17 protein-coding genes are annotated in these 22,376 nt (G+C 67.3%); 11 read left to right on the top strand and 6 right to left on the bottom strand.

Features of this window, described 5'->3' with window-relative positions:
• The first annotated feature begins 171 nt into the window (after positions 1-171).
• The 3 genes from GO999_RS19835 to modE all read left to right on the top strand — a co-directional run bounded on the left by GO999_RS19835 (position 172) and on the right by modE (position 4,416).
• A complete protein-coding gene (locus GO999_RS19835; protein WP_029240560.1) occupies positions 172-2,919 on the top strand; it encodes a sensor domain-containing protein in 2,748 nt (915 codons plus the stop codon).
• 104 nt (positions 2,920-3,023) lie between these two features.
• Positions 3,024-3,518 carry a DUF6622 family protein gene (locus GO999_RS19830; RefSeq protein WP_071507664.1) on the top strand — a complete coding sequence of 165 codons (495 nt, stop codon included), beginning with the start codon at positions 3,024-3,026 and terminating at the stop codon, positions 3,516-3,518.
• Between the two features lie 88 nt (positions 3,519-3,606).
• Entirely contained in the window at positions 3,607-4,416 is an 810-nt protein-coding gene (gene modE / locus GO999_RS19825; protein ID WP_019719669.1) for a molybdenum-dependent transcriptional regulator ModE, read from the top strand.
• An 88-nt stretch (positions 4,417-4,504) separates the two neighbouring features.
• Here modE and GO999_RS19820 read toward each other — a convergent pair whose 3' ends face one another.
• From GO999_RS19820 to GO999_RS19810, 3 genes are all read right to left on the bottom strand, one after another.
• Positions 4,505-4,702, bottom strand: coding sequence for a tautomerase family protein (locus GO999_RS19820; protein ID WP_011004439.1), 198 nt, complete (start codon positions 4,700-4,702; stop codon positions 4,505-4,507).
• 111 nt (positions 4,703-4,813) lie between these two features.
• Complete coding sequence (locus tag GO999_RS25055; protein WP_211907146.1) at positions 4,814-6,535, bottom strand: alpha/beta fold hydrolase; 1,722 nt, start codon at positions 6,533-6,535, stop codon at positions 4,814-4,816.
• A 31-nt stretch (positions 6,536-6,566) separates the two neighbouring features.
• Positions 6,567-7,193: an NADPH-dependent F420 reductase gene (locus tag GO999_RS19810; RefSeq protein ID WP_011004436.1), complete on the bottom strand. Its 627-nt coding sequence runs from the start codon at positions 7,191-7,193 to the stop codon at positions 6,567-6,569.
• A gap of 103 nt (positions 7,194-7,296) precedes the next feature.
• Here GO999_RS19810 and GO999_RS19805 point away from each other — a divergent pair, with 103 nt between their 5' ends.
• The gene (locus tag GO999_RS19805) at positions 7,297-8,193 is read left to right on the top strand and encodes a LysR family transcriptional regulator (protein ID WP_111374546.1); all 897 of its coding nucleotides are present in this window, start codon (positions 7,297-7,299) and stop codon (positions 8,191-8,193) included.
• Positions 8,194-8,236: 43 nt separating this feature from the next.
• Here GO999_RS19805 and GO999_RS19800 read toward each other — a convergent pair whose 3' ends face one another.
• The 3 genes from GO999_RS19800 to GO999_RS19790 form a co-directional block, all read right to left on the bottom strand.
• Complete coding sequence (locus tag GO999_RS19800; protein ID WP_016726158.1) at positions 8,237-8,974, bottom strand: sulfate/molybdate ABC transporter ATP-binding protein; 738 nt, start codon at positions 8,972-8,974, stop codon at positions 8,237-8,239.
• A complete protein-coding gene (gene modB / locus GO999_RS19795; RefSeq protein ID WP_019719674.1) occupies positions 8,971-9,657 on the bottom strand; it encodes a molybdate ABC transporter permease subunit in 687 nt (228 codons plus the stop codon). The genes GO999_RS19800 and modB overlap by 4 nt, the downstream gene beginning before the upstream one ends.
• Before the next feature lie 257 nt (positions 9,658-9,914).
• Positions 9,915-10,829, bottom strand: a complete 915-nt coding sequence (locus GO999_RS19790; protein ID WP_028861816.1) for a glutaminase — start codon at positions 10,827-10,829, stop codon at positions 9,915-9,917.
• 210 nt (positions 10,830-11,039) lie between these two features.
• On the opposite strand from GO999_RS19790, the gene GO999_RS19785 reads away from it, so the two are divergent.
• From GO999_RS19785 to GO999_RS19755, 7 genes are all read left to right on the top strand, one after another.
• A complete protein-coding gene (locus GO999_RS19785) occupies positions 11,040-12,080 on the top strand; it encodes a helix-turn-helix transcriptional regulator (RefSeq protein ID WP_064478548.1) in 1,041 nt (346 codons plus the stop codon).
• Positions 12,081-12,207: 127 nt separating this feature from the next.
• A complete protein-coding gene (locus GO999_RS19780; RefSeq protein WP_011004430.1) occupies positions 12,208-12,741 on the top strand; it encodes a helix-turn-helix transcriptional regulator in 534 nt (177 codons plus the stop codon).
• Positions 12,742-13,016: 275 nt separating this feature from the next.
• Complete coding sequence (locus GO999_RS19775) at positions 13,017-13,913, top strand: amino acid ABC transporter substrate-binding protein (protein WP_211907145.1); 897 nt, start codon at positions 13,017-13,019, stop codon at positions 13,911-13,913.
• Positions 13,914-14,396: 483 nt separating this feature from the next.
• A complete protein-coding gene (gene tssI, locus GO999_RS19770; RefSeq protein ID WP_011004428.1) occupies positions 14,397-16,679 on the top strand; it encodes a type VI secretion system Vgr family protein in 2,283 nt (760 codons plus the stop codon).
• A 51-nt stretch (positions 16,680-16,730) separates the two neighbouring features.
• Positions 16,731-17,153, top strand: coding sequence for a DUF1795 domain-containing protein (locus GO999_RS19765; RefSeq protein WP_020829882.1), 423 nt, complete (start codon positions 16,731-16,733; stop codon positions 17,151-17,153).
• 13 nt (positions 17,154-17,166) lie between these two features.
• The gene (locus tag GO999_RS19760; RefSeq protein WP_211907144.1) at positions 17,167-21,732 is read left to right on the top strand and encodes a GH-E family nuclease; all 4,566 of its coding nucleotides are present in this window, start codon (positions 17,167-17,169) and stop codon (positions 21,730-21,732) included.
• Between the two features lies 1 nt (position 21,733).
• Complete coding sequence (locus GO999_RS19755) at positions 21,734-22,312, top strand: suppressor of fused domain protein (protein WP_038937857.1); 579 nt, start codon at positions 21,734-21,736, stop codon at positions 22,310-22,312.
• The last annotated feature ends 64 nt before the right edge of the window (positions 22,313-22,376 follow it).

The raw sequence follows: 22,376 nt of genomic DNA, 5'->3' as shown, positions 1-22,376 counted from the left end.
TGAGCGCGGGTTTTCTTTGCCCGCGCACACCGCATGTCGGTGTGTCCGTCACATCCTCAGCAGGGTTTTCCGCTGCTGCGCTACAGTTTCGGGCCGGGCTGCCGTTCATGATCGGATCGGGCGCGCTTTCGCGCCTGGGGCAGTCATGCAGTTCACGCAATCACCACCCCGATGACCCGTTTCACCCCGGCCCACGCTGGTGCCTATCCTGTCGACGCTGTCCTCGTATCGGAGCCCGTGGTGCGCCCGGTGGATCCGCCCCTCGCCGCCGCGCTGGCGGACGCGGTGGAGTTCGATACGCTCGCGCGCCTGTCGGCCGATGCCGTGCTGGTGGTGGTCGACGGGCGCATCGTCCAGGGCAACCAGGCCGCCACGCATCTGCTGGCCGCGCCGGTGCCCGAGTGGCTGGCCGGCGTGGCGCTCACCAGCGTGATCCATCCGGACGACGTCGGGCTGGTCATGCCGAGCCTGTCGCGCGCTGCCGCCGGCAGCGTGCCTGCCGACCCCATCGAACATCGCCTGGTGCGTGCCGATTTCACCCACGTGCTGGTCACCAGCGAAGCCGCGCGCTGCACGCATGCCGGGCAGCCGGCGGTGATGCTCGTCCTGCGCGAGGCGGGTTCGCGCCATGCGCTCGAACGCAATGCCGTGCAGGCCCGCGCAGAGGCCCTGCACGCGCGCCGCCTGCTGGCCTCGGAGAATGCCGTGCTTGCGCAACTCGCTTCCAATGCTTCGCTGTCGACCGTGCTGCGCCATCTGTGCCTGTATGTCGAGCAGGTCTATCCGAACGCGATGTCGGCCGTGCTGCTGCTCGATGCCGAGCGCCAGACGCTGGGCGTGGCCGCGGCGCCCACGCTGCCGGCCGCCTATGCCACCACGCTGGAGGGCTCGCCCATCGGCCCCGATGCCGGCGCCTGCGGCTGCGCGGCGTATCTGGGCGATGCCGCGCTGATCGGCGATATCGCCACCGACCCGCGCTCGCAGCATGACCGCACGGCGGCGCTTGCCGCCGGCTTCGCCTCCGCCTGGGCGCTGCCGATCCGCGCTTCGCGCGGCGACAAACTGGGCGTGCTGGCGCTGTTCCATCGCCAGTCCTGCCTGCCGACCGAGGACGAGCAGCAATTCCTCGACGACGTCACGCACCTGGCCGGCGTCGCCATCCAGAAGGACGCCACCGAGCGCGGCCTGGCCGAGAGCGAGGAGCGCTACCGGCTGGCGGTCTCGCACCTCAACGAAGGCGTGCTGATCCAGACGCTGGACGGCGTGGTGCTGGCGGCCAATGCCAGCGCCGAGCGCATCCTGCGCGTGCGTCCGGGGCAACTGGTCGGGCGCAACCGGTTCGACATGATGCAGCGCGTGGTCGACGAGCACGGCAAGGATGTCGCGCTCGACGTGCTGCCCTCGAAGCTGGTGCGGCAGAGCGGCGAAGCCATCCTCGGACGCATCTACGGCCTGCTGCTGAAGACCGGCGAGCTGATCTGGGCCCGGATGAACATCATCCCGATCCGTCGCCATGGCGATGCGGCACCGTCCAGCATCATGCTGTCGTTCGCCGATATCACCGATTTCAAGCGCGCCGAGCAGCGCTTGCGCCATCTGGCCTCGCACGATGCGCTGACCGGGCTGACCAACCGCAGCTTCTTCATCGCCCACCTGGACAGCGCCATCGAGCGTGCCCGCGACGAGAGCCGCGAGCTGGCCCTGTTCTTCCTGGACCTGGACCGCTTCAAGAGCGTCAACGACACCGCCGGCCATGCCTGCGGCGACACCCTGCTGCAGAGCGCCGCCGCGCGCCTGACCGACTGCATCGGCCCCGGCGACGTGATCGCCCGGCTGGGCGGCGACGAGTTCGTCATCCTGATCGAGCAGCGCGTCGAGGGCAAGCGCATCGCGCAGCTGGCCGAGCGCCTGCTGGCGGCCATGCGCGAGCCGTTCGATACCGTCAATGGGCGCTATTACCTGGGCGTGTCGATCGGCGTGGCGCTGTATCCGCACGACGGCATCTCCGGCTCCGACCTGCTGCGCTCGGCGGACGCGGCGATGTACCGCGCCAAGCAGAACGGCCGCAACCGCGCGCAGTTCTACACGGCCGAGCTCAATGCCCGCCTGCAGCGCCGCTACCTGCTGGAAACCGCGCTGCGCGACGCGCGCGACAACAGCGAGCTGCAGCTCGTCTACCAGCCCAAGTACGACCTGGCCAGCCATCGCATCGTCGGCGCCGAGGCGCTGCTGCGCTGGAACAGCGTCAAGCTGGGGGCGGTGTCGCCGGCGGAGTTCATCCCGGTGGCCGAAGAGACCGGGCTGATCGTGCCGATCGGCGAGTGGGTGCTGCGCCGCGCCTGCGAGCAGGCCGTGGAGTGGTATCAGGCGCTGGGCTACGACTTCCGCATGGCGGTCAACCTGTCCGCGCGCCAGTTCCAGACCGGCGACGTGGTGCCGACGATCGAGCAGACCCTGGCCGAGACCGGCCTGCCGCCGACTGCGCTGGAGGTGGAGATCACCGAAAGCCTGCTGATGGGCGGCGCCGACGAGGTGCGCCCGATGTTCGACGCGCTCACCGCGCAGGGCATCCGCATTTCCATCGACGATTTCGGCACCGGCTATTCGTCGCTGTCGTACCTGCAGCGCTTCCCGATCAGCAACGTGAAGATCGACCGGTCGTTCATCCTCGGCATTCCCGGCGACCCCGACTCGGTGGCGCTGACGGAGGCCATCGTCGCCATGGCCCGCGCGCTGGGCATGACGGTCACCGCCGAAGGCGTGGAAGACGCCGACCAGGTGGAGTTCCTGGCCAAGGCGGGCTGCCAGGAGATCCAGGGCTACTACATCGGCAAGCCGGTCACCGCCGAGGGGTTCGACCGGCTGCTGCGGGCGCACCTGGCGGTGGTCGATGCCGGGGTGCGCACGGCGGCGGGCTGAGTGCCGGGCGGCCCGTTCGCGCCGCCGTTTCCGCCGTTCATCGCATGGCGCTCCCGGGCGCTGCGTGCGCCACCTAAGCTGGCGGCATGCCAACGGAGGCCGCCATGCTTGCATCCATCCTGTCCCATACCCCGACCTGGGTGCGCGTCGTGTTTGCCGGGCTGGTCGTGCTCGGCTTCAGGCAGGCCCGGCCGCGCACGGTATCGCGCCGCCGGCTGATTGTGCTGCCGCTGGCGGTGGCGGGGTCTTCGCTCTACGGTGTGGCGCTGGCGAGCGGCTACAGCCGGCTCGCGCTGGCGGCATGGCTGCTGGCAATGGCCGTGGCGTTCCTGCTGATGCGCCTGGCGCCGCCCAGGGGCATCCCTGCCGGGGCAGGCGACAGCGTGCGGGTGCCCGGCAGCTGGGTGCCGATGGCGGTGATCGTCGGGCTGTTCGTGTCGCGCTACGCCTACCGCGTGATGCTGGCGATCCATCCGGAAGTGCAGCATGCGGCGGGCTTCATGGCGCTGTTCAGCTTTGTGTTCGGCCTGCTGGGCGGGCTGCTGCTGGCGCGTTCGATCCTGCTGGCGGCGCGCGCGCCGTGCCCGATGGCGGCTTGAGGGCACCGGCCCGGCCGCGGGCCCCGGGGCGATCCGTCGATCGGGATTACCATCCGCATGTTGCAACCACCAACCAAGACGGGACGACATGCTGGAACTCGACGGCACCATCTGGCTGCGCGCCGGTGACGACAACTGGGGCGGTCACGGCCGGATCGAACTGCTCGCGCGCATCGGCGAGAAGGGCTCCATCACGGCGGCGGCCAAGGCCGTGGGGCTGTCGTACAAGGCGGCGTGGGATGCCATCGACACCATGAACAACCTGGCCGGCGAGCCGCTGGTGGTGCGCACCACGGGCGGCAAGGGCGGCGGCGGCAGCGTGCTGACGCCGCGGGCGCAGCGGCTGATCGAAAGCTTCCGCTTGCTGGAGCGCGAGCACCGGCGCTTTGTCGAGCGGCTCGACGCCGCCACGCAGGCCGCGCACGCAGACGCGGGCCTGCTGCGCCGGCTGATGCTGCGCACCAGCGCCCGCAATGCGCTGTTCGGCACGGTCGAGACGGTCGTGCCGGGCGCGGTCAACGATGCCGTGACGCTGCGCCTGCCGGGCGGCCAGCCGGTCGTCGCCACCATCACCCGCGAAAGCACGCAAGCGCTCGGCCTGAAACCCGGCGTGGACGCGGTCGCGCTCATCAAGGCGCCGGCCGTGATGCTGCTGCGCGGCGCGGGCGACTGGCGCCTGTCCGCCGAGAACCAGCTGCCGTGCGAGGTCACGGAGATTCGCGAAGGCGCGGTGCAGACCGAGGTGCGGTTGCGCCTGCGGGATGCCGGCGCAGCGGCCACGCAGACCGTGCTGGCTGCCATGGCCTCGCGCACCGCGGTGGAGGCGATGGCGCTGGCCGAAGGCGTGGAAGTGGTGGCGGTGTTCGAGGCGTCGAGCGTGATCCTGGGCCTGGCCTAGGGCCTGTTCACCATGGAACGCTCGCATGTCGGCCCGGACGGGGGACACATGCGCGAAGGAAGGACGCCAGCAAAGGTGCATTCCCCGGTCAGGGTGTTCCGGGTTCCTCGCCGTACAGCCGACCGGCGCCAGCCCAGTCGGATGGTTTGATGTCCTCGAAGATGACGTAGATGTATTTGGGGTCGGTGCCCGCATGCTTGACGATGCTGTCGGTGATCTCGGCGGCGACGGCCTTCTTGGCTTTCGCATCCTTGCCTTCGAACCAACTCACGCGAACGACTGGCATGGTGTTTGTTCCTCCTCATGGTCAGGGTTGGGGGCGGCGGTTGCCGCCTGGGGCTTGGGTATGGGTGTCGCTGAAAAGTGTGGACGGTGGTGATCGGATTCACCACCGTGCTCACAGAGGCGTATCCGGGCGCATCGGCTCGCTCGGAGAGGGATTTGCCGGCTTGATCTGCAGGTTTCGGAAGTGGGCGATGGTGCCAGACTCAAGCCAGATGCCCACGCCACCCCGCTGCATGGGTCCAAGTTTCAGGTCATGCACGACCAGCGCCGGTTCCGCCTTTCGATCCAGGTACAGCCGGGCCTGGCTTCCCGCCACGACCAGCTTCATGTGGATCCATCTTCCGAGGGCGAGCTCGGCATAGGTTTCGTACTTCTCCGGCGATTCCGCGCGCAAGCGATTGAAGCGGAAGTCCGGGTAGGCGACATACTGCACACTATGATTGCGCCGCTGCTGGTCATCGGCGGTGCTGTTCGTGGGGCGCAGGTAGACACTCTCGAATCGTCCCTGCCCGTCAATGCGGAAGCTGATCCCGACAAAGCCTCTCGCGTAGGCTGGGGCGTCGGGGGCCAAGTCGCTGGCAACCTCCACTTCAATCGTTCCGTCCTGGAAATCCACCGGCAGCCAGGCCATGAAGTTCCGATCGCTGAGTTGTTCTCTGGCCGGATCCTGATAGGCCGAGGACGGCATGCGGAGCTCCAGGGCCGCGCTTCCCCGGTACGCCGACGGACGCAGTTGCACGCCTGAGAGGCGGTAAGACTCGACCGCATGCGCGCCATCGCCTGCAACGCTTTCCTGGACAGCGCGTTCGCGGCGCGTTTGCACATCCTGCGGCATCTCATCCGCCAGAAACGCGCGGAGGTCGGCGGTGAATTTGAACGGATTCTTGAACATCAGGAAGTGATCGCCCTGTTCAGCCTTGGAATAGACGAACAGTTTCGATCCGGGAATGGTCTTCTGCATCCAGCGCTGGCTCGGCAGGTTGTTGCTGTCGTCGCCGGAGAAGATTGCCACCGGTACGTTGAGCTTGTGCTTGACGACGTCGCGCCAGTCATTGGTGATGTGGTCGAACAGCACCTCGCCCATCGCCTGCGGATCGTTCTTGACGAAGGCATTGGCGAACGCCTCGGAGTTCACGTAGCTGAGCGAATCCTTGGCCATCGCGTGTTGCCACGGCGCCAGGTCGGTGACCAGGCTGTTGAGCGGCGCGCCCCGGACGAAGCCTGCGATCATGCGTTCGGGCGAGGTCGTTGTGCCGCCGGCGTCGAGCCTCTCTTGCTCGCTCCAGTCCTGATGCGAGTAGATTGAGATCGGCTCGTCGACGAACACGGCTTTGTGGATGCCCCGAGTGCCGAACAGATCGATATAGCTCCACAGCACCGAGGCCCCCATCGACCAGCCGCAGTAATCCGCTTGCTTCAGGCCCAGGTGATCGCTGAACTCCTTCAGGTCGGCGGCAAACCGTGAAATGCGGACGCCGTAGTCCACACGTTCGGACAGCCCCTGGTTACGGACGTCGAGTACATACACGTGGTAGTGCCGACGCAGCAGATACATCACGTTGATGTACTGCGCGCCGTTGGCTGACCAACCCGGCACGAAGATCAGGGGCTCCCCCTCTCCCGCCTCCCAGTAAGACAGCTTCACGCCGTCGCTGGTGGTGAAGGTATTGATTCGCAGGTCCTTGAAGTCCGAAAGCTTTTCGGGGAGGCCTTGGATCTTGCTGGGGAACGCAAAGTCCTTGCCCAGCACCGCGATGGCAGAGGCTGCCATCGTGGTGCCGGATGCAACGGCCAGTGCCAGGGCACACACCACCCGGAAGGTGAGGTTTCGCATGGAAGCGTATCTCGTCTGGCAGCGTTGAGGGTCAGGCGTGTATCCAGGCCGGTGCTGTGGCCGGGCCGGCTCCGAGGAAGAAACCGAACTGGATGTTCATCATCCCGACCGGCTCCAGGAAGCGGCTGTTGCGCAGCGGACCGGCATTGACAGGCACGAAGCCCAATGCCCGCGCCAACTCGCGCACTTGGGCCGTAGCCGCGGCATCGTCGCCGGCCACGAACACCTGCAATTGCTTGCCTTCGCGGGCCTGGGCCGGAACCAGCCCAGCAAAGATGGTGTTGAACGCCTTGACCACGTGCGCCGACGGTGCCGCGGTCTGGATCTGCTCGGCAGCGGAAGTCGTCAGGCCCACCACAAGATTCTGGAAATCCGCGCTCAGCGGATTGCTCACGTCGATCAGCACCTTGCCCGTCAAATCACCGGCATCGGCCAGGACTTCGGCGATGGCCGGATATGGCAGGGCCAGTAGAACCATGTCGGCGAGCTTGAACGCAGCTGAAATGCCACCGCCCTCCACATTCGGGCTGATCTCCTGGGCCAGGGCGGCGGCCTTGGACGGCTCACGATGCCCAATCACGACTTCAAACTTCGCATCGGCCAGGGCACGGGCGTAGGCCGCACCGATGTTGCCGGTGCCAATGACTGCGATCTTCATGGCGATTTCTCCGGAGGTCTTGTTGAGGAATAGCCAGCATAGATTTGAATAAATTCATGATAAATAACTAAAATGTATATGCATTGGAAAACAGATATTTCAAATGGATCGACTGACCAGCATGGCGGTGTTTGTCAAGGCAGTGGAACTCGGGTCGTTCAGCGCCGCGGCCGAGGTGTTGCAGATGTCTTCGCAGCTCGTGGGCAAGCATGTGCAGGGCATCGAACAGCGCCTGGGCGTGCGCCTGCTCAACCGAACCACACGGCGGCAAAGCCTGACCGACTTCGGTCGAGCCTTCTACGAACGATCCAAGATCATCCTGGCGGAAGTTGAGATTGCCGAGAGTCTGGCGGAGGAAACCCGCGCCGTGCCCACGGGAAAGCTGCGCATCAATGCGCCGGTGAGCTTTGGCATGCACACACTGGCCCAGCGCCTGCCCGAATACATGAAGCGCTATCCAGAGGTCGAGGTGGAGATGACCCTGAGCAATCGGACGGTGGATCTGATTAACGAGGGCTACGATGCCGTCTTCCGCGTGGGAGAACTTTCCGATAGCGGGCTCATCGCGCGGCCTCTCGCACCCTATCGCCTGGTTCTTTGTGCGGCCCCGGCCTACCTGGAAGGACGACCACCGCTGACCACACCCTGGGATCTGCGGCAGCACAACTGCCTGGGATTCGCCTATACCGAACTGCGCACGCATTGGACGTTCGATGGGCCGGATGGCCGCGTGGTCGTGCCGGTGTCCAGCCGGTTGATGGTCGATCATGGTGAGCCACTGCTTTGTGCCGCGCTGGCTGGGATGGGTGTCCTGTTGCAGCCGCTGGAGCTGGTCAGAAGCGCGCTGGCCGATGGCAGTCTGGTGGGCGTGTTGCCCCAGTACGAGCCACCGACGCGGCCCATGCACGTGCTATACGCGCCAGATCGGCGAGTGACCCCCAAGCTGCGCAGTTTCCTTGACTTTGCGGTGCTCGCTTTCGGGCCTGAGTCAGCGCCATGAGGGTGCTGAGCGCCATGCGGGCATGGCAACGGTCGCTCGCGCGTCAGCCCTGGTTTGCCACCACGGTGAGATGCGGATACGGCACCACCGTGGCGGCGCCCGGTGCGCGCACCGCGTCGGCCACCACGCGGCCGTCGCGCAGCTCGAAGACGTGGTCGCCGAAGATCTCCACGTCCGCCGGGTCGTGCGTGATCATCAGCGTGGGCACGTCGAGCCGCTGCTGCAGAGCCAGCAGTTCGGCGCGCATGCGCGTGCGCAGGGCCGGGTCCAGCGCGGCGAAGGGCTCGTCGAGCAGCAGCATGGCGGGCTCGGCGATCAGCGCGCGGGCCAGTGCCGTGCGCTGGCGCTGGCCACCGGAAATCTGCGCCGGGTAGTTGGCGGCCACCGGCCCCAGCTCGAAGGTGTCGATCCAGTGCTGCACGCGCGGGTCGCGCGGCCTGCGCGGCGGATTGAGCCAGCCGCGCCGGAGTCCGAACGCAATGTTCTGCGCTACCGTGAGGTGGTCGAATAGCGCGTAGTCCTGGAACAGATAGCCGACGCGGCGCGCCTGGGTGGCCAGGTCGATGCGCTCGGCGTGGTCGAACAGGGTGCGGCCGTTGAGCACGATGCGGCCGCGCTCGGGCGTCAGCAGCCCGGCGATGGCGCGCAGCGTCAGGCTCTTGCCGGCGCCGGACGGGCCGTAGAGCACCACGCGGCGGCTATCCGAGCGCAGGACGATGTCCAGCGAGAACACGCGCGCCGCGCTGGCGAGGGTTTTCTGGAGGGTGACGTCGAGGCTCATGCCGGCTGCTCCAGCATGTTCGGCGCGCGGCCCCGCACCAGCCGGCTGGCGATGACCAGCACGATCACGCAGGTGATCGACGTGATCAGCACCAGGGTGTTGGCGGTGGCATCGTCGCCGGCCTGCACCGCCTCGTAGATGGCGACCGACAGCGTCTGCGTGCGGCCGGGCAGGTTGCCGGCGATCATCAGCGTGGCGCCGAACTCGCCCAGTGCCCGCGCAAAGGCGAGCAGCACCCCGGCGGCGATGCCGTGCGCGGCCAGCGGCAGCGTCACGCGGAAGAACACCGCGGCCTCGGATATGCCGAGCACCCGCGCCGCGGCTTCCAACTGGTGGTCCACGCTTTCGAAGGCGGCGCGGGCCGATTTCATCACCAGCGGAAACGCCACCACGGTGGAGGCGATCACGGCCCCCTGCCACGTAAAGACGAGCTGGATGCCGAGGCTGTCGAGCCACCCCCCGATGACGCCGCGCCGCCCCAGCAGCACCAGCAGGTAATAGCCGAGCACCGTGGGCGGCAAGACCAGCGGCAGCGTCAGCAGCGAATCCAGCAGATCGCGCAGGCGGCTGCGCGTGCGGGCGAGCACATAGGCGGCGGCCACGCCGAGGATGAGGTTGAGGGCGGTTGCCCAGCCGGCCACCTTGAGCGACAGCAGCAGGGGCGTCCAGATCGAAGCAGTCATGAGAGGCGGATGCAGCCGCCCAGGCATGCGGACGCCCGGCGGCAGGTCAAGTGTGACATGCGCAATATAGGGCTGGCTATAACGGATGGTCAATCCGCCGGATGGCAATGCCGTCTATGCCCGATGGGGAATGGTGTGACGCGCCGGCTTGCCCGGGGCGCCCGCAGCGGTGCAGTGTCGCTGCGCATCCGTTGCGTCAATGCTGCCGAGGCCGGTCGGCCCGCGCCATGTCCCGGCCCCGGGGCGCGGCCGCCCCGTCAGAAGATCGACCGGCCGCTGAGCGTCGTCAGCCACTCCAGCGCCTGCAGGCCGGCCAGCGAGTTGCCGCTCACGTCCAGCCCTGGCGACCACACGCACACGCCGAACTCGCCCGGCAGCACCGCGACGATCCCGCCGCCCACGCCGCTCTTGGCCGGCAGGCCGACCCGGTAGACGAAATCGCCGGCCGCGTCGTAGGTGCCGCAGGTCAGCATCAGCGCGGACAGGCGCTTGGCCGGACTGGCCTCGATCACGCGCTCGCCGCTCCACGGCACCACGCCGCCGTTGGCCAGGAACAGCACGGCGCGCGCGAGGTCCACGCAGTGCATCTCGATGGCGCACTGCCGGCAGTAGGCGTCGATCACCGTTTCGACCGGCATGTGCAGGTTGCCGAAGCTGCGCATGAAGTGCGCCATGGCGCGGTTGCGGTCCGCGTGCTCGAGCTCGGACAACGCCACGCGCGGGTTGTAGTCGACGCGCGGGTTGTCGACCAGCCGCCGCATGAACTGCACCATGGCCGTCTCGGCCTGCACGAAGCGCCGGCACAGCACGTCCGTCACCACCAGCGCGCCGGCATTGATGAACGGATTGCGCGGGATGCCGTTTTCGTGCTCCAGCTGCACCAGCGAGTTGAAGGCGTTGCCGGACGGCTCGCGGCCGACCCGCTGCCACAGCGATTCGCCCTCGAGCTGGAAGGCGAGGGTGCACGCGAACAGCTTGGAAATGCTCTGGATGGAGAACAGCGTCTCGGCCTGCCCGACGCGGAACACCTCGCCGCGCGGCGTGACGATCGCCATGCCGAAATCGGTGGCGCTGGCCTTGGCCAGCTCGGGAATGTAGTCGGCCACGCGGCCCTTGCCGAGCCAGGGCTGGATGTCGCGGTGGATGGTTTCCAGGATCGCTTGGTAGTCCATCGGGAGGGCGTGCTAGTAGAGCTGGAGGTTGCGGACGGAACGCGGGCAGCGATTCTACAGCGGGCGAATCCGGCCCCGGCGTGCGCGGGCGGCCGGAACGGGGCGCAGGCCGGCGCGCGCGCACCGCCACGCGTTTCTTTCTTGACGAAAACGAAGCCGGTGCCGCCTCGGTTGCCCGCCATGCCCACGGTTGCCGGACAATGCCGCCCCATGGACCTGACGACGACCGACTTGCGCACCCTGCTGGACATCACCGGCGCCCTCCACGAGCCGTCCGCCGACAGCTTCGTGGATCGCCCCGACGTGGTGGGCAAGCTGAGCGCCTTGCTGCATGCCGACATCGTCGGCCACCTCGTCTGGGCCGATCGCGGGCGCCGTCTGCTGGAGCCCGGCGCATGGGGCCGCGACGGGGGCATGAACCTGGAGTACCGGGCGCATTTCCAGGCAGTCGATCCGATCGCGCCCTTGCTGCGCAGCTGTCCGGGGCCGCTGGTGATCGAGCGGCTGATTGGCCGCAACGCATTGCAGTGCACGGAGTACTTCGCCGATTTCCTGGCCCGCTACAAGGTCTACCCCGGCGTCAGCATGTATCTGGAAGATGCGGATGGCACGCTGCTCGACTATCGTTTTGGCACGAGCGATCCGGGCAAGCGCTTCGGCGAGCGCGAGGTCACCCTGCTGACCCTGCTCCAGCCGCACTTGCTCAACGCGCAGCGCCTGCGGCAGACCGCCCGTGCCGAGCGCGAGGCGGCCTGCGCCGGGGCGGACGGTGCGTGCTTTCCGTGCTTCCTGCTGGTCGGCGGCAGGCCTCCGCAGCCCGACCGCAGGGCGCTTGCGCTGATGGCGGGGCTGGACGCGCACGAGCGGGAGGCGCTGCTCGACCGCCTGGCGCGGATCGGCGCGGGCGCGCCGGCCCAGCTGCGGTGGAACGGCTTCAACCTGTGCGTGGAGCGCGCCCCCCGTGGCGCCGACGGACAGCCGTGGTGCCAGGTGCATCTGCTGGCCCATACCGTCGGGTCGGCGGCGTGGCTGCAGCAGCGGTTCGGCATGACGCTGCGCGAAGGCGAGGTTTGCCACCTCATGCTGCAAGGACAGTCGGACAAGCAGATCGCCCTCGCGCTGCGCATCAGCTACTGGACCGTGCGCGCCCACGTCGGGCGCGTGCTGGACAAGCTTGGGGTCGAGTCCCGCTCGGCGATCGGCCGGGCGGTGCTCAGCGCCAGCCGGTGCGGGCCGGGCGGGGACGGGTAAGGCCCCACGCCGATGGCGCGAGCGCGGGCGGCATGCCGGCCCGGTTGTCCATCGCTAAGGTTAGCGATAGGCGCCCGGCAGCGGCACGCCATAACCTAGCGAGGAGCAAACCAGACGTACCAAGCACATGAGTGGCCCAGCCCGGAACGAAGCCTTGCAGCGCATGCCAGGCGAGGACGCGAACGCGTTGGCCAGACGCTTCGCCGCAGGCGGGACGGACGGCACGTCCGCGCCACCGGCCACGGCGCGATGGGGGGCGCTCACGGCGTCCCTCGGCGTCATCCTGCTGGACTTTGCCGCGCTGAAGGACGTTGCCGGCGATACGTCTCCCGCTGCATTGCAGTCGCTGTGCCTGGAACAGGTGTACGCCATGCTCGACCGCGCACTGAAGAACGGCGCACCCAGGACCGGCGCGATGCCCGGTCCGCAACCGGCCGCCGCCCCGAAGTCATGGCAGGCGCTCACGCCGCGCCAGCAGGACATTCTCCGGGAGGTCGCGAGCGGCAAGTCCAACGTGGAAATCGCACAGACCCTGCATATCAGCGTGGAAACGGTGAAGAGCCATATGCAGCAGATCCTGATGCGGCTGGAGGCCCGCAACCGGACCGAGCTGGCTGCCATGTACCAGCAGGCCGTCCACGTCCGCGGGCGGGGACAGTAAGACCGGGGGGCCGCCGCCCCGATGGCTGCGTGACGGGCCTGCGTGGCCGGCCTGCCTTCGACGGATCGTGCGAGGTTTTCAAGCAGGGGGCACCGGTCTCGCATGCCGGGCCGGGGCCGGGCGGCATCCAGACGCGCAGCCGGCCCACACGCGTTCATCCGCCCAATCGCATTGCATTGTCCGCGTTCGCGTCCCGCGTGATTAAAATGGCGGACCCGGCGCCGTCGGGCCCTATCCATTGATCCTTATCCGGAAGCTTTCCGCAAAACTCCACCATGCTGCCCCGTGTCCGAAAACTGCTGCCCGCGCTGCTTGCGTTCCCATTGCTGAATGTGAATGCGGTGGCCTCCAGCCCCACGCTCGACCACATCAAGGCAACGGGCGCCATCCGGCTGGCCCATCGCGAAAGCTCGGTGCCGTTCTCGTACCTGGACGCCAACGGCAAGCCGATCGGCTATTCGATGGATCTGTGCATGCGGCTGGTCGATGCCATCCGCGACAACCTCAAGCGGCCCGACCTGAAGGTGCAGTATCTGCAGGTGACGCCCGCCACGCGGATGGACGCCATCATGAGCGGCAAGGCCGACCTGGAATGCGCCTCGACCAACAACGCGCGCGAGCGCCGCGAGAAGGTCGCCTTCACCATCCCGCATTACATCGCCAACGGCCGCATGCTGGTCAAGACCGCATCCGGCATCCATCAGCTGGAAGACCTGCGGGGCAAGACCGTGGTGTCGACGCGCGGCAGCGCGAACGGCAACCTGGTGCGCCAGCTCAGCGAGGCGGGCGGGCTGGGCATCACCGTCGTCGAAGCCGGCGATCACGGTGAATCGTTTGCAATGCTGGCCGAGGGCAAGGCGCAGGCCTTCGCCATGGACGACGTGCTGCTCGCCGGCATGAAGGCCAGTGCCAAGAACCCCGCCGACTACGCGATCGTCGGCAAGACGCAGCAGGTGGTGCCGTACGCCATCATGCTCAGCAAGAACGATCCCGAGTTCAAGAAGCTGATCGATGCGGCCATGTCGCGGCTCATGGAGGACGGCGAGGCCGAGCGCCTCTACAAGAAATGGTTCCAGCAGCCGATCCCGCCGAACAACGTCAATCTCGGCATCCCGATGAGCCTGCTGCTGCGCGATTCCTTCCGCTACCCGACGGACAACGCCGGTAACTGAAGACAGGCGCGCCCACCTTGCGGCCGGCCATCGGCGCCGGCTGCGTTGCGACCTCACCCAGCGGGCAGGGCAGGGGGCGCGCTTGATTAAGAAGTCTTAACATGTCGCCCTCGTCCGGGCGGCCGACGTGCGACGCATCGCGCGATCGCCGCAACGCGGACTGCTCGCCAATCGCCCAGCCGGCGCCGTGCGCACCGGTACGGCATCGCCCTCTCTCTGCAACGGCCGCCTCGGGAATGCAGCTTCGCGCCCGCACGTGGACGTGTCGCGATTAGAGCGGCTTACACCTGATTTCAATAAGTTTCAGTCTTAAGACGGCTTAGCACTGATGTGCGACGCTCGCGCTTCCACTAGCATTGCGATCCGTCGCCGCCCCGGACACGCATGGGTCGGCACCGGGGATCCGGCCGGGGGCGCGGCGCATCTGCCGAATTGGAATGTCCCGGCCGGGGTGGATTGCACTACGACAACGGGAGCGGGCCCATGAGCTTCACCTCCACCGGGAACGGCGCCACGCCGTCCGGCAATCGATTCTTTTCCTCTCTTCCGGCCGGCGGGAACGCGCTGGACATGGGCACGCTCGCCAGCGCCGCGGCGATGCTCGGCAACGTGCCCGGCGCGGGCCTGATCGGCGGGGCCGCGCGCGCGGCTGAGCTGGCCCAGACCGGCATGTCGCTGCTGGGCCGCACACCGGCGTCCATCGCGGATGCTCTCAATAGTGCGGCCGGCGCGCGCTCGCGGCTGACCCAGGACAGCCGCTTCATCCGGATGGAGTCGCCGCTCGGGCGGGACGTGCTGCTCGTCAACGCGATGGTGGTCGACGAGTACGTCAACCGGCTGCCGGAAATCCATCTCGACCTGCTGTCGCACCAGGGTGATATCCAGATCGACCAGATCGTCGGCCAGCCGGTCTCGATCCGGCTCGAGCCGAAGGCCAGCGGGAGTGCCCTGAGCCAGCTGATGGCCGGTCCGGACATCGGCAAGCGGACCTTCCACGGCTACGCGGCGTCGTTCGGGCGGGTGGGCCATCCCGGCGCCGTCACGCGCTACGAGATGACGGTGGTGCCGTGGTTCTGGTTCCTGACCCGCTCGACCGACTGCCGCATCTTCCAGAACCGGACCGCCGAGCAGATCCTCTCGGAGATCTTCGTCGAGCTGGGCTTTCACGACTTCGAGTTCCATCTCAAGACGCCGCCGGCGACGCTCGAATACGTCGTGATGTACCGCGAGTCCTACTACAACTTCTGCGCGCGCCTGATGGAGCAGGAGGGCATGCTGTGGACGTTCCGCTATGAAGCGGACAAGCATGTGCTCGTCATCGGCGACACCAACGATACCTTCCGGCCGCTGGCGCCGGTGGATTCGATTCCGTACTACGGCAGCAGCGCGGCCAGCGAGCGCAACGGCATCGACCGCTGGGACGAGGCCTTCAGCTTCCGCGTGGGCAAGATCACCTATCGGGACTTCAACTACAGCACGCCGTCGTCGCCGCTGATGCACGTCGAAGTGCCGACCACGCTGAAGAACCCGAACATCGGCAGCACCGAGCGCTACGAGTACCACTCGATGTACGACCTGGCCGACGACGGCCGGCGCTATGCGCGCTACGCCATGGAGGCCGAGGAAGCGCAGGCGCACCGCTTCGAGGGCGCGGGCTTCGTGCAGGCCATGACCACCGCCGGCCGCTTCCGGCTGACGCACCATCCGATGGCCGCCTACGACGACAAGCAGTTCGTGATCCTGCATGTCCGCCACCACGCCGTGAACGACTACACGGGCCAGGCCGCCGAGCTGCCATACCGCAACGCCTTCACCTGCCTGCCGCTCGACGTGCCGTTCCGGCCGGAGCGTCGCACGCCCAAGCCGTTCATGTACGGCACCCAGGCGGCGCTGGTGGTCGGGCCCAAGGGCGAGGAGATTTACACCGACGGCAGCCGCGTCAAGGTCCACTTCTTCTGGGACCGGCGCGGCAAGCTCGACGGCTCGGACTCGATCTGGGTGCGCGTCTCGCAGCCCTGGGCCGGCGCGGGCTGGGGCGGGGCGGCGATTCCCCGCATCGGGCAGGAGGTCATCGTCGCCTTCAACGAGGGCGACCCCGACAACCCGGTGATCGTCGGGCGCGTCTTCAACGGCGAGGCCGCCAACCCGTACCACGGCGACAACGGCCAGACCATGGGCATCCGCAGCCAGACGCACAAGGGCGGCGGCTCCAACGAGCTGCGCTTCTCCGACGTCAACGGCGCGCAGGAGGTCTACCTGCACGCGCAGAAGGACATGAACACCGTCGTGCAGGATGCCCAGAGCACGCAGGTGCTCAAGGGCGACCGGACCATCCTCGTGTCCACGGGCAACCATGCGACGGAGGTCTCCACCGGCAACATGAGCGAGGCGATCCAGGGCGACCGCACCACGCTCGTCGCCAAGGGCAATCACGAGACGACCGTCTCGACCGGCGACATGAGCGAGACGGTCAGCCTGGGCGATCGCACCATCACCGTGGCCAAGGGCAACCAGGCGACCACCGTCTCCGTCGGCAACCTGACCACCACCGTCACGCAGGGCGATACGACGCAGAAGACGCCGGCGGGCGTCCACACCATCGAGGCCAAGGAGCTCTGGATCCGGGTGGGTGGCAGCGGCGGCACGTCCATCCACATGACGGCCGATGCGATCGAGCTGCACAAGGGGTCTTCCACGATCCGGCTGGACGGCGGCGAGATCAAGATCCAGGCGCCCAACACGCACATCAACCCCGACAACGGCTGACCCACGGTCCACAGCCGTTTCCCCACCCGACAAGACCACCGGATGAACACCATGTATCAGATGCAGGAAGGCTCCATGACGCTGCCGGCCGACTGGATCGACAAGACGATGAACGTCTTCGTCTCCGCCGCGACGGGCACCGAGGGCGTGAGCTTTGTCGTCACGCGGGAGCGCTTGCCGTGGGGCATGCAGTTCGGCGAATACGTCGCCAGCGAGCTGCACAAGCTGGCCAGGCAGGTGCCCGGCTACGAGGCCGTCGGCGGCAGCGAAACGCAGGTGTCCGGCCGCGCAGCGCATGTCCACGAGTACAAGTGGACGAACAACGGCAGCCCGCTGCAGCAGCTGCTGACGATGGTCGAGCATGGCAAGCAGGTGCTGATGCTGACCTTCACCGCGCCCGGCGTGCTCAGCCCGAGCCAGAAGGCGCTGGTCGAAGGTGTGATCCAGAGCCTGCGATTGAACGACCCCGCCTGAGCCGCGCACGCCCATGGCCGATCACGATCCGAGTACGCAACCGCCAGCCGAGCCGAGCGGCAGCGCCGAAGCGCGCCTGGCCGCGCTGCAGACACTGGAAAACGGCGAGGCGACCAAGCAGTCCCAGATGAAATGGGTGGACGGCGCCAACTACGGCATGCTCGGCGCCGATGTGGGGTATGGCGTCTATGCGGCGGGCTCCGCCGCGATGGGCGCGGGCGCAACCGGTGCCGCGGCCGCCGGCGCCGCCGCGGTGGCCGCGGTGCCGGCCGTCGTGGCGCTGGGCGGGTCGTGGCTGCTCGGCAAGATGGGCGTCACGGGCAAGCTCGAGGAGGGCTTCGAGTGGGTCGGCGACAAGCTGGGCCTGACCATCGGGCGGGGCGATCCGCATCCGGCCTGCGTCGGCGACGACATTGCGCACTCCTCGGGCTTCTGGGGCATGGTCGCGGGGCTGGCGGTGGGCGTCGCGATCGGTGCGATGGTGGCGGCGACCGTGGCGACCGGCGGGCTGGCCGGCGCCCTGCTGGTCGGGGCCTGCATGGCGGGCGGCCTGAGCATCGGCGGCGCGCTGGCGGGGGCCAGCCAGAACATGGGCAGCAACTGCGGCAAGATCGCCACGGGCTCGGGCAACGTCACCTTTGAAGGCAAGGCCGCCGCGCGCGTGACGGACCTGATCGCCTGCACCAAGCACCCCGGGCCGGAGCCGCTGGTCGAAGGCAGCCTGACCATCACGATCAACGGATTGCCGAGCGTGCGCATCGGCCATGCGTCGCATTGCAGCGGCAAGGTCAACTCGGGCCGCAAGAGCATCTGGATCGACAAGACCACCGGCCAGTTCGGGCCCAAGAACCCCGAGCTGACCGCCGGCGAGGAATTCCTCGCCGGGCTGCTGGGCGGGCTGGTCGGCGCCAAGATCGGCGGCGCGGTCGGCAGGGGCCGGCGCGAGCCGACCGAGTCCGCCGAGCGGCAGGGCGTCAAGGACGAGACCACCACGCCCTGCAAGGACCCGATCGACGTCGCCACCGGCGAGATGGTCGATTTCCGCGATGATCTCGCCATCCCCGGCGTCCTGCCGCTGACGCTGACGCGCCGCTACCGGACGCGCTCCGACGACGCGGGTCTGCTCGGGCCGAAGTGGTCGGTCAACTGGTCGCAGCATCTGCGCCTGGACGATGGCCACCTCGTGCGCTTCAACGATGGCGGCGGCCTGGTCATCACCTTCGAGGCTCCGGACGCGGAGCTCAACGGCATCAACCTGCGCGAGCCGCGCTACCGCCTGGAAGGCACCCGAGCCGCACCGCGCATCCTCGACGACGACACGCGCCGGGTGCTGGTCTTCTCGCCGCTGGCCGACGGCGCCGTCGCGCGGCTGGAGCGCATCGAAGACCACAGCGGCAACGCCATCGCCTTCGATTACGACGAGCACGGCCGCCTGATCGCGCTGCGGCATACCTCGGGTTACCGGCTCGCGCTGGCCTACCCGGGCGGCGCGCACACCGTCGCAAGCATCACGCTGCACGAAGCGTCCGGCGCAACGCATCGCCTGGTCGACTACGCCTATGACGGCCCGATGCTGGCGCGGGTGTCGAGCTTCCAGCACGGCACGTTCCATTACACCTACGACCATCGAGGCTGGATCACCGGCTGGCGCGACACCGACCAGACCGACGTGCGCTACCGCTACGACGAAGCGGGCCGCGTGGTCGAGACCGGCACCCGCGAGGGCTATCACACCGGTCACCTCGTCTACGAAGACGGCCGCACCCGGGTGCTCGACGCCGACGGTGAATGGCTCTACGAACACAACGCCGAAGGCCTCGTCACGCGCGAGACCGATCCGCTGGGCAACAGCACGCAGCGCGAATGGCAGCTCGGTCGCTTGACTTCGGAGACCGATCCGCTGGGCCGGCGCACCGACTTCAGCCACGACGCGCAGGGCAAGCTGACCGGCGTGCGCGAGCCCTCCGGCGCGGTCACGCAATTCCAGTACGACTCGCAGCGCCGGCTGGCCGCGATGGCGCTGCCGACCGGCGACCGCGTGGCGCTGGAGTACGACAAGCAGCACCGCCTGATCGCCCGTACCGAACCGGATGGCACCGTCAAGCGCTACCGCTACGGTGAGCGCGGCGAGCTCCTGCGCATGGTGGACGGCGAGCGCGAAACCCGCCTCGACTACGACGATCAGCTTCGCCTCGTGACCACGCGCTTGCCGTCCGGCGCAAGGCTCGGCACGCGCTTCGACGTGCTCGGGCGCCTGCTGGAAGACACCGACCCGGACGGCAACGCCACCCGCTACGACCACGCCAGCGGCCCGCACAACCCGCGCGGCAACGTCGCCCAGAAAACGCTCGCCGATGGCACGGCGCATCGCACGGTCTACAACAGCGAAGGACTGCCCATCGAGCAGACCGACCCGCTCGGCCGCACCACGCGCACCACCTACGGCTCGTTCGACCTCGTCACCGGCACCATCGACGCTGCCGGCCACGCGACGCGCTTCGAGTACGACCACGCCACGCGGCTGACCCGCATCGTCAATGCCCTGGGCGAGGCCTGGACCTACCGCTACGACGCCGCCGGCCGCCTCGCCGCCGAGACCGACTGGGGCGGACGCACCACCGGCTACACGCGCGATGCCGCTGGCCGCCTGCTGACCAAAACGTTGCCCGATGGCGGCGCCTGGCACTACCGCTACGACCTCGCCGACCGCCTCGTCGCGGTGGACGCCGGCGACGTCACGCTGACCTATCGCTACGACGCCGCCGGCCGCCTGACCGCCGCGGCGGTGCACCACGATGCGGCCACCCACGTCACGCGCTTCCGCTACGACGGCAACGGCCGCGTGATCGAAGAAGACCAGCACGGCCAACTGCTCAAGCACATCTACGACGCCCAGGGCCAGCGCACCCTGCGCAAGACGCCGCACCGCGAAACCCGCTACGGGTACGACGCGCTGGGCGCCCTGACGCAGGTCGGCGGACTGAGCATCACGCGCGACGGGCTGGGCCGCGAAACCGGACGCCAGGCCGGCGACTTCATCGCACAGCGCCAGTACGACGCCCTCGGCCGCCTGCTGCGCCAGGCCGCCGGCCCGCGCGCCGCGTTCGAGGCCATGCAGACGGACCCGGTGCAGGCGCTCCAGCGGCTGACCCGCCAGAGCTACCGCTACGACGCCGCCGGCCAGCTCGCCCAGGTCGAGACGGACACCGACCGCTTCACCTACCAGCACGACCCGCGCGGGCAGGTGACCTCGGTCAGCAGCATCCGCCAGCCGGCCGAGCACTACACCTACAACGCGGCGCAGAACATCGCCGCCCACGGCCGGCAGGGCCCGATCGACGGCCGCCACTACCTGCCCGGCGGCCTGCCCGAGCGCGTCGGCCACACGCGCTACCGCTACGACGCCCGCGGCCGCACCATCGAAAAGACCATCGAACAGCCCGGTTTCCGCCCGAAGACGTGGGGCTACGAATGGGATGGCCTGAACCGGCTGGTGAAGGTGCACACGCCGGACAAGGGCACCTGGGCGTACCGCTACGACGCGTTCAACCGGCGGGTGGAGAAGGTCAGCACGGGCACCGGGGCGTCGGTGCGGTTCGTGTGGGATGGCTATACGGTGGCGGAGCGGTGGGGGCAGAAGCGGGACGGTTCAACGGGCACCGCCACGACATGGCACTTCGAGCCGGACAGCCACACGCCGCTCGCGCAGGAGACCGACGCGCAGCACTACGCCGTGTTCTGCAACCCCACCGGCCTGCCGCTGGAAATCTATCGCGCCACCGGCGAGAAGGTCTGGGCATCCCGATACAACCTCTGGGGGCAGGCGCTGCCGGAAGACGCGCTGCCGGACGACGAGGCGCTGGATACCAGCCTGCGCTTTGCTGGCCAATGGGCGGATGAAGAATCCGGCCTGCACTACAACCTGAATCGCTACTACGATCCGGACAGCGGCTGTTACCTCAGCATCGATCCGATTGCGATCCGGGGTGGGCACCGGACGCAGGGGTATGTGCAGAATCCTTTGTGGGAGGTGGATCCGCTGGGGTTGGCGGTGTGTCCGGCGAGGTATGCACGTTACAAGGCGCTCCGTGAGCAAGGGCTGTCTCCCGCAGAGGCGGCGAGAGAGTCGAAATTGCCGGAGCTTCCGGAAGGATATTTCTATCGAACGACCAATGGCGTTGTACAGGTTGTTCGCTCCGATATGGGCGCGCTACCCAAGCTTGGCATTACGCCTGAAGGCTATCTATACAGCCCACTTGATGTGTCAGGCCCCTATGAGCGTCCGTCGGGATATCGGAGCGGGGTTCGAGACGAGGTGTGGGAGAATGCAAAACAACAGGACGGCAACGTATATGACCCCCTAACAAATAAGGTTATGGATAAGGATGAACCTTGGGATATGGGGCATAAGCCAGGCTACGAATTCAGGAAATTCAAGGAAAAGGCTGCTGAGCGTAATTTGACGCGAGAGGAATTTCTGGATGAGCACAATAATCCTTCGCACTATCGCCCTGAGCTACCGTCGTCAAATCGCAGCCATGCGGGAGAGGACATGACTGATACTTATCTTGGAGATTGAGATGTCGGGTGTTTCGGATGTGAATAAAAAGATTGCACGGCACATCGCATCTAAATTCGGCGGCTCGCCGAAGGTCACTCGCTATTGGAGTGATGATCAAGCGATTTCGGTCGATTTGCTCGCCGCTGCTGGAAGCCCGTGCAGTGGTGTGATGTCTTACGGCACGATAGGGCTGTCGGATCATCCGGTGCGTATTAATGATGATGGCGACGAGGTTTGTGTTGAGCTGCTTGGTGCATGTGCCGATGCTGTGAAGAATTTCCCCAATGCATTGACTACCGCGGCTTTTTACACAATCAGGAACCAGTGGCATTGCGTCCATGGTGGTGTTCTGCAGAACGCTCTGGATATGTACAAGCTGTCTGTGACCATGAAGCATTTCCTGTTTACCTCTCCCTTTTTGTGGGAGGGATTCAACGGAGTGGACTTCGGTGATAAGAAAGTTCACTGGCTTCTGGCGGTGCCGATCTCAGATGCTGAGCATGCCTATTTGCGGGACCATGGTCTTGATGCGCTGGAACGCGCTTTTGAAGACCGCCAGATCGATATCTTCGATATCAATCGGGATTCGGTGTTTTGAGAGACAGATGCCCGTCCATGCATACGCGGCAGTACGAACAGGCAATTCACCCAGAAGGCCAGCC

It is taken from the genome of Ralstonia nicotianae, from assembly GCF_018243235.1.
Lineage (GTDB): Bacteria > Pseudomonadota > Gammaproteobacteria > Burkholderiales > Burkholderiaceae > Ralstonia > Ralstonia nicotianae.
The sequence above is the reverse complement of the archived record's forward strand: the minus strand, read 5'-3'. Positions and strand labels throughout refer to the sequence as shown.

What these genes read in the sequence shown, in the direction of transcription:
- GO999_RS19800 (WP_016726158.1), bottom strand. Translation starts at nt 8,974, where the DNA reads ATGAGCCTCGACGTCACCCTCCAGAAAACCCTCGCCAGCGCGGCGCGC.
- GO999_RS19775 (WP_211907145.1), top strand. Translation starts at nt 13,017, where the DNA reads ATGCTGCCCCGTGTCCGAAAACTGCTGCCCGCGCTGCTTGCGTTCCCA.
- GO999_RS19755 (WP_038937857.1), top strand. Translation starts at nt 21,734, where the DNA reads ATGTCGGGTGTTTCGGATGTGAATAAAAAGATTGCACGGCACATCGCA.
- tssI (WP_011004428.1), top strand. Translation starts at nt 14,397, where the DNA reads ATGAGCTTCACCTCCACCGGGAACGGCGCCACGCCGTCCGGCAATCGA.
- GO999_RS19760 (WP_211907144.1), top strand. Translation starts at nt 17,167, where the DNA reads ATGGCCGATCACGATCCGAGTACGCAACCGCCAGCCGAGCCGAGCGGC.
- GO999_RS19805 (WP_111374546.1), top strand. Translation starts at nt 7,297, where the DNA reads ATGGATCGACTGACCAGCATGGCGGTGTTTGTCAAGGCAGTGGAACTC.
- GO999_RS19830 (WP_071507664.1), top strand. Translation starts at nt 3,024, where the DNA reads ATGCTTGCATCCATCCTGTCCCATACCCCGACCTGGGTGCGCGTCGTG.
- GO999_RS19785 (WP_064478548.1), top strand. Translation starts at nt 11,040, where the DNA reads ATGGACCTGACGACGACCGACTTGCGCACCCTGCTGGACATCACCGGC.
- GO999_RS25055 (WP_211907146.1), bottom strand. Translation starts at nt 6,535, where the DNA reads ATGCGAAACCTCACCTTCCGGGTGGTGTGTGCCCTGGCACTGGCCGTT.
- modE (WP_019719669.1), top strand. Translation starts at nt 3,607, where the DNA reads ATGCTGGAACTCGACGGCACCATCTGGCTGCGCGCCGGTGACGACAAC.
- GO999_RS19820 (WP_011004439.1), bottom strand. Translation starts at nt 4,702, where the DNA reads ATGCCAGTCGTTCGCGTGAGTTGGTTCGAAGGCAAGGATGCGAAAGCC.
- GO999_RS19835 (WP_029240560.1), top strand. Translation starts at nt 172, where the DNA reads ATGACCCGTTTCACCCCGGCCCACGCTGGTGCCTATCCTGTCGACGCT.
- GO999_RS19765 (WP_020829882.1), top strand. Translation starts at nt 16,731, where the DNA reads ATGTATCAGATGCAGGAAGGCTCCATGACGCTGCCGGCCGACTGGATC.
- GO999_RS19790 (WP_028861816.1), bottom strand. Translation starts at nt 10,829, where the DNA reads ATGGACTACCAAGCGATCCTGGAAACCATCCACCGCGACATCCAGCCC.
- modB (WP_019719674.1), bottom strand. Translation starts at nt 9,657, where the DNA reads ATGACTGCTTCGATCTGGACGCCCCTGCTGCTGTCGCTCAAGGTGGCC.
- GO999_RS19780 (WP_011004430.1), top strand. Translation starts at nt 12,208, where the DNA reads ATGAGTGGCCCAGCCCGGAACGAAGCCTTGCAGCGCATGCCAGGCGAG.
- GO999_RS19810 (WP_011004436.1), bottom strand. Translation starts at nt 7,193, where the DNA reads ATGAAGATCGCAGTCATTGGCACCGGCAACATCGGTGCGGCCTACGCC.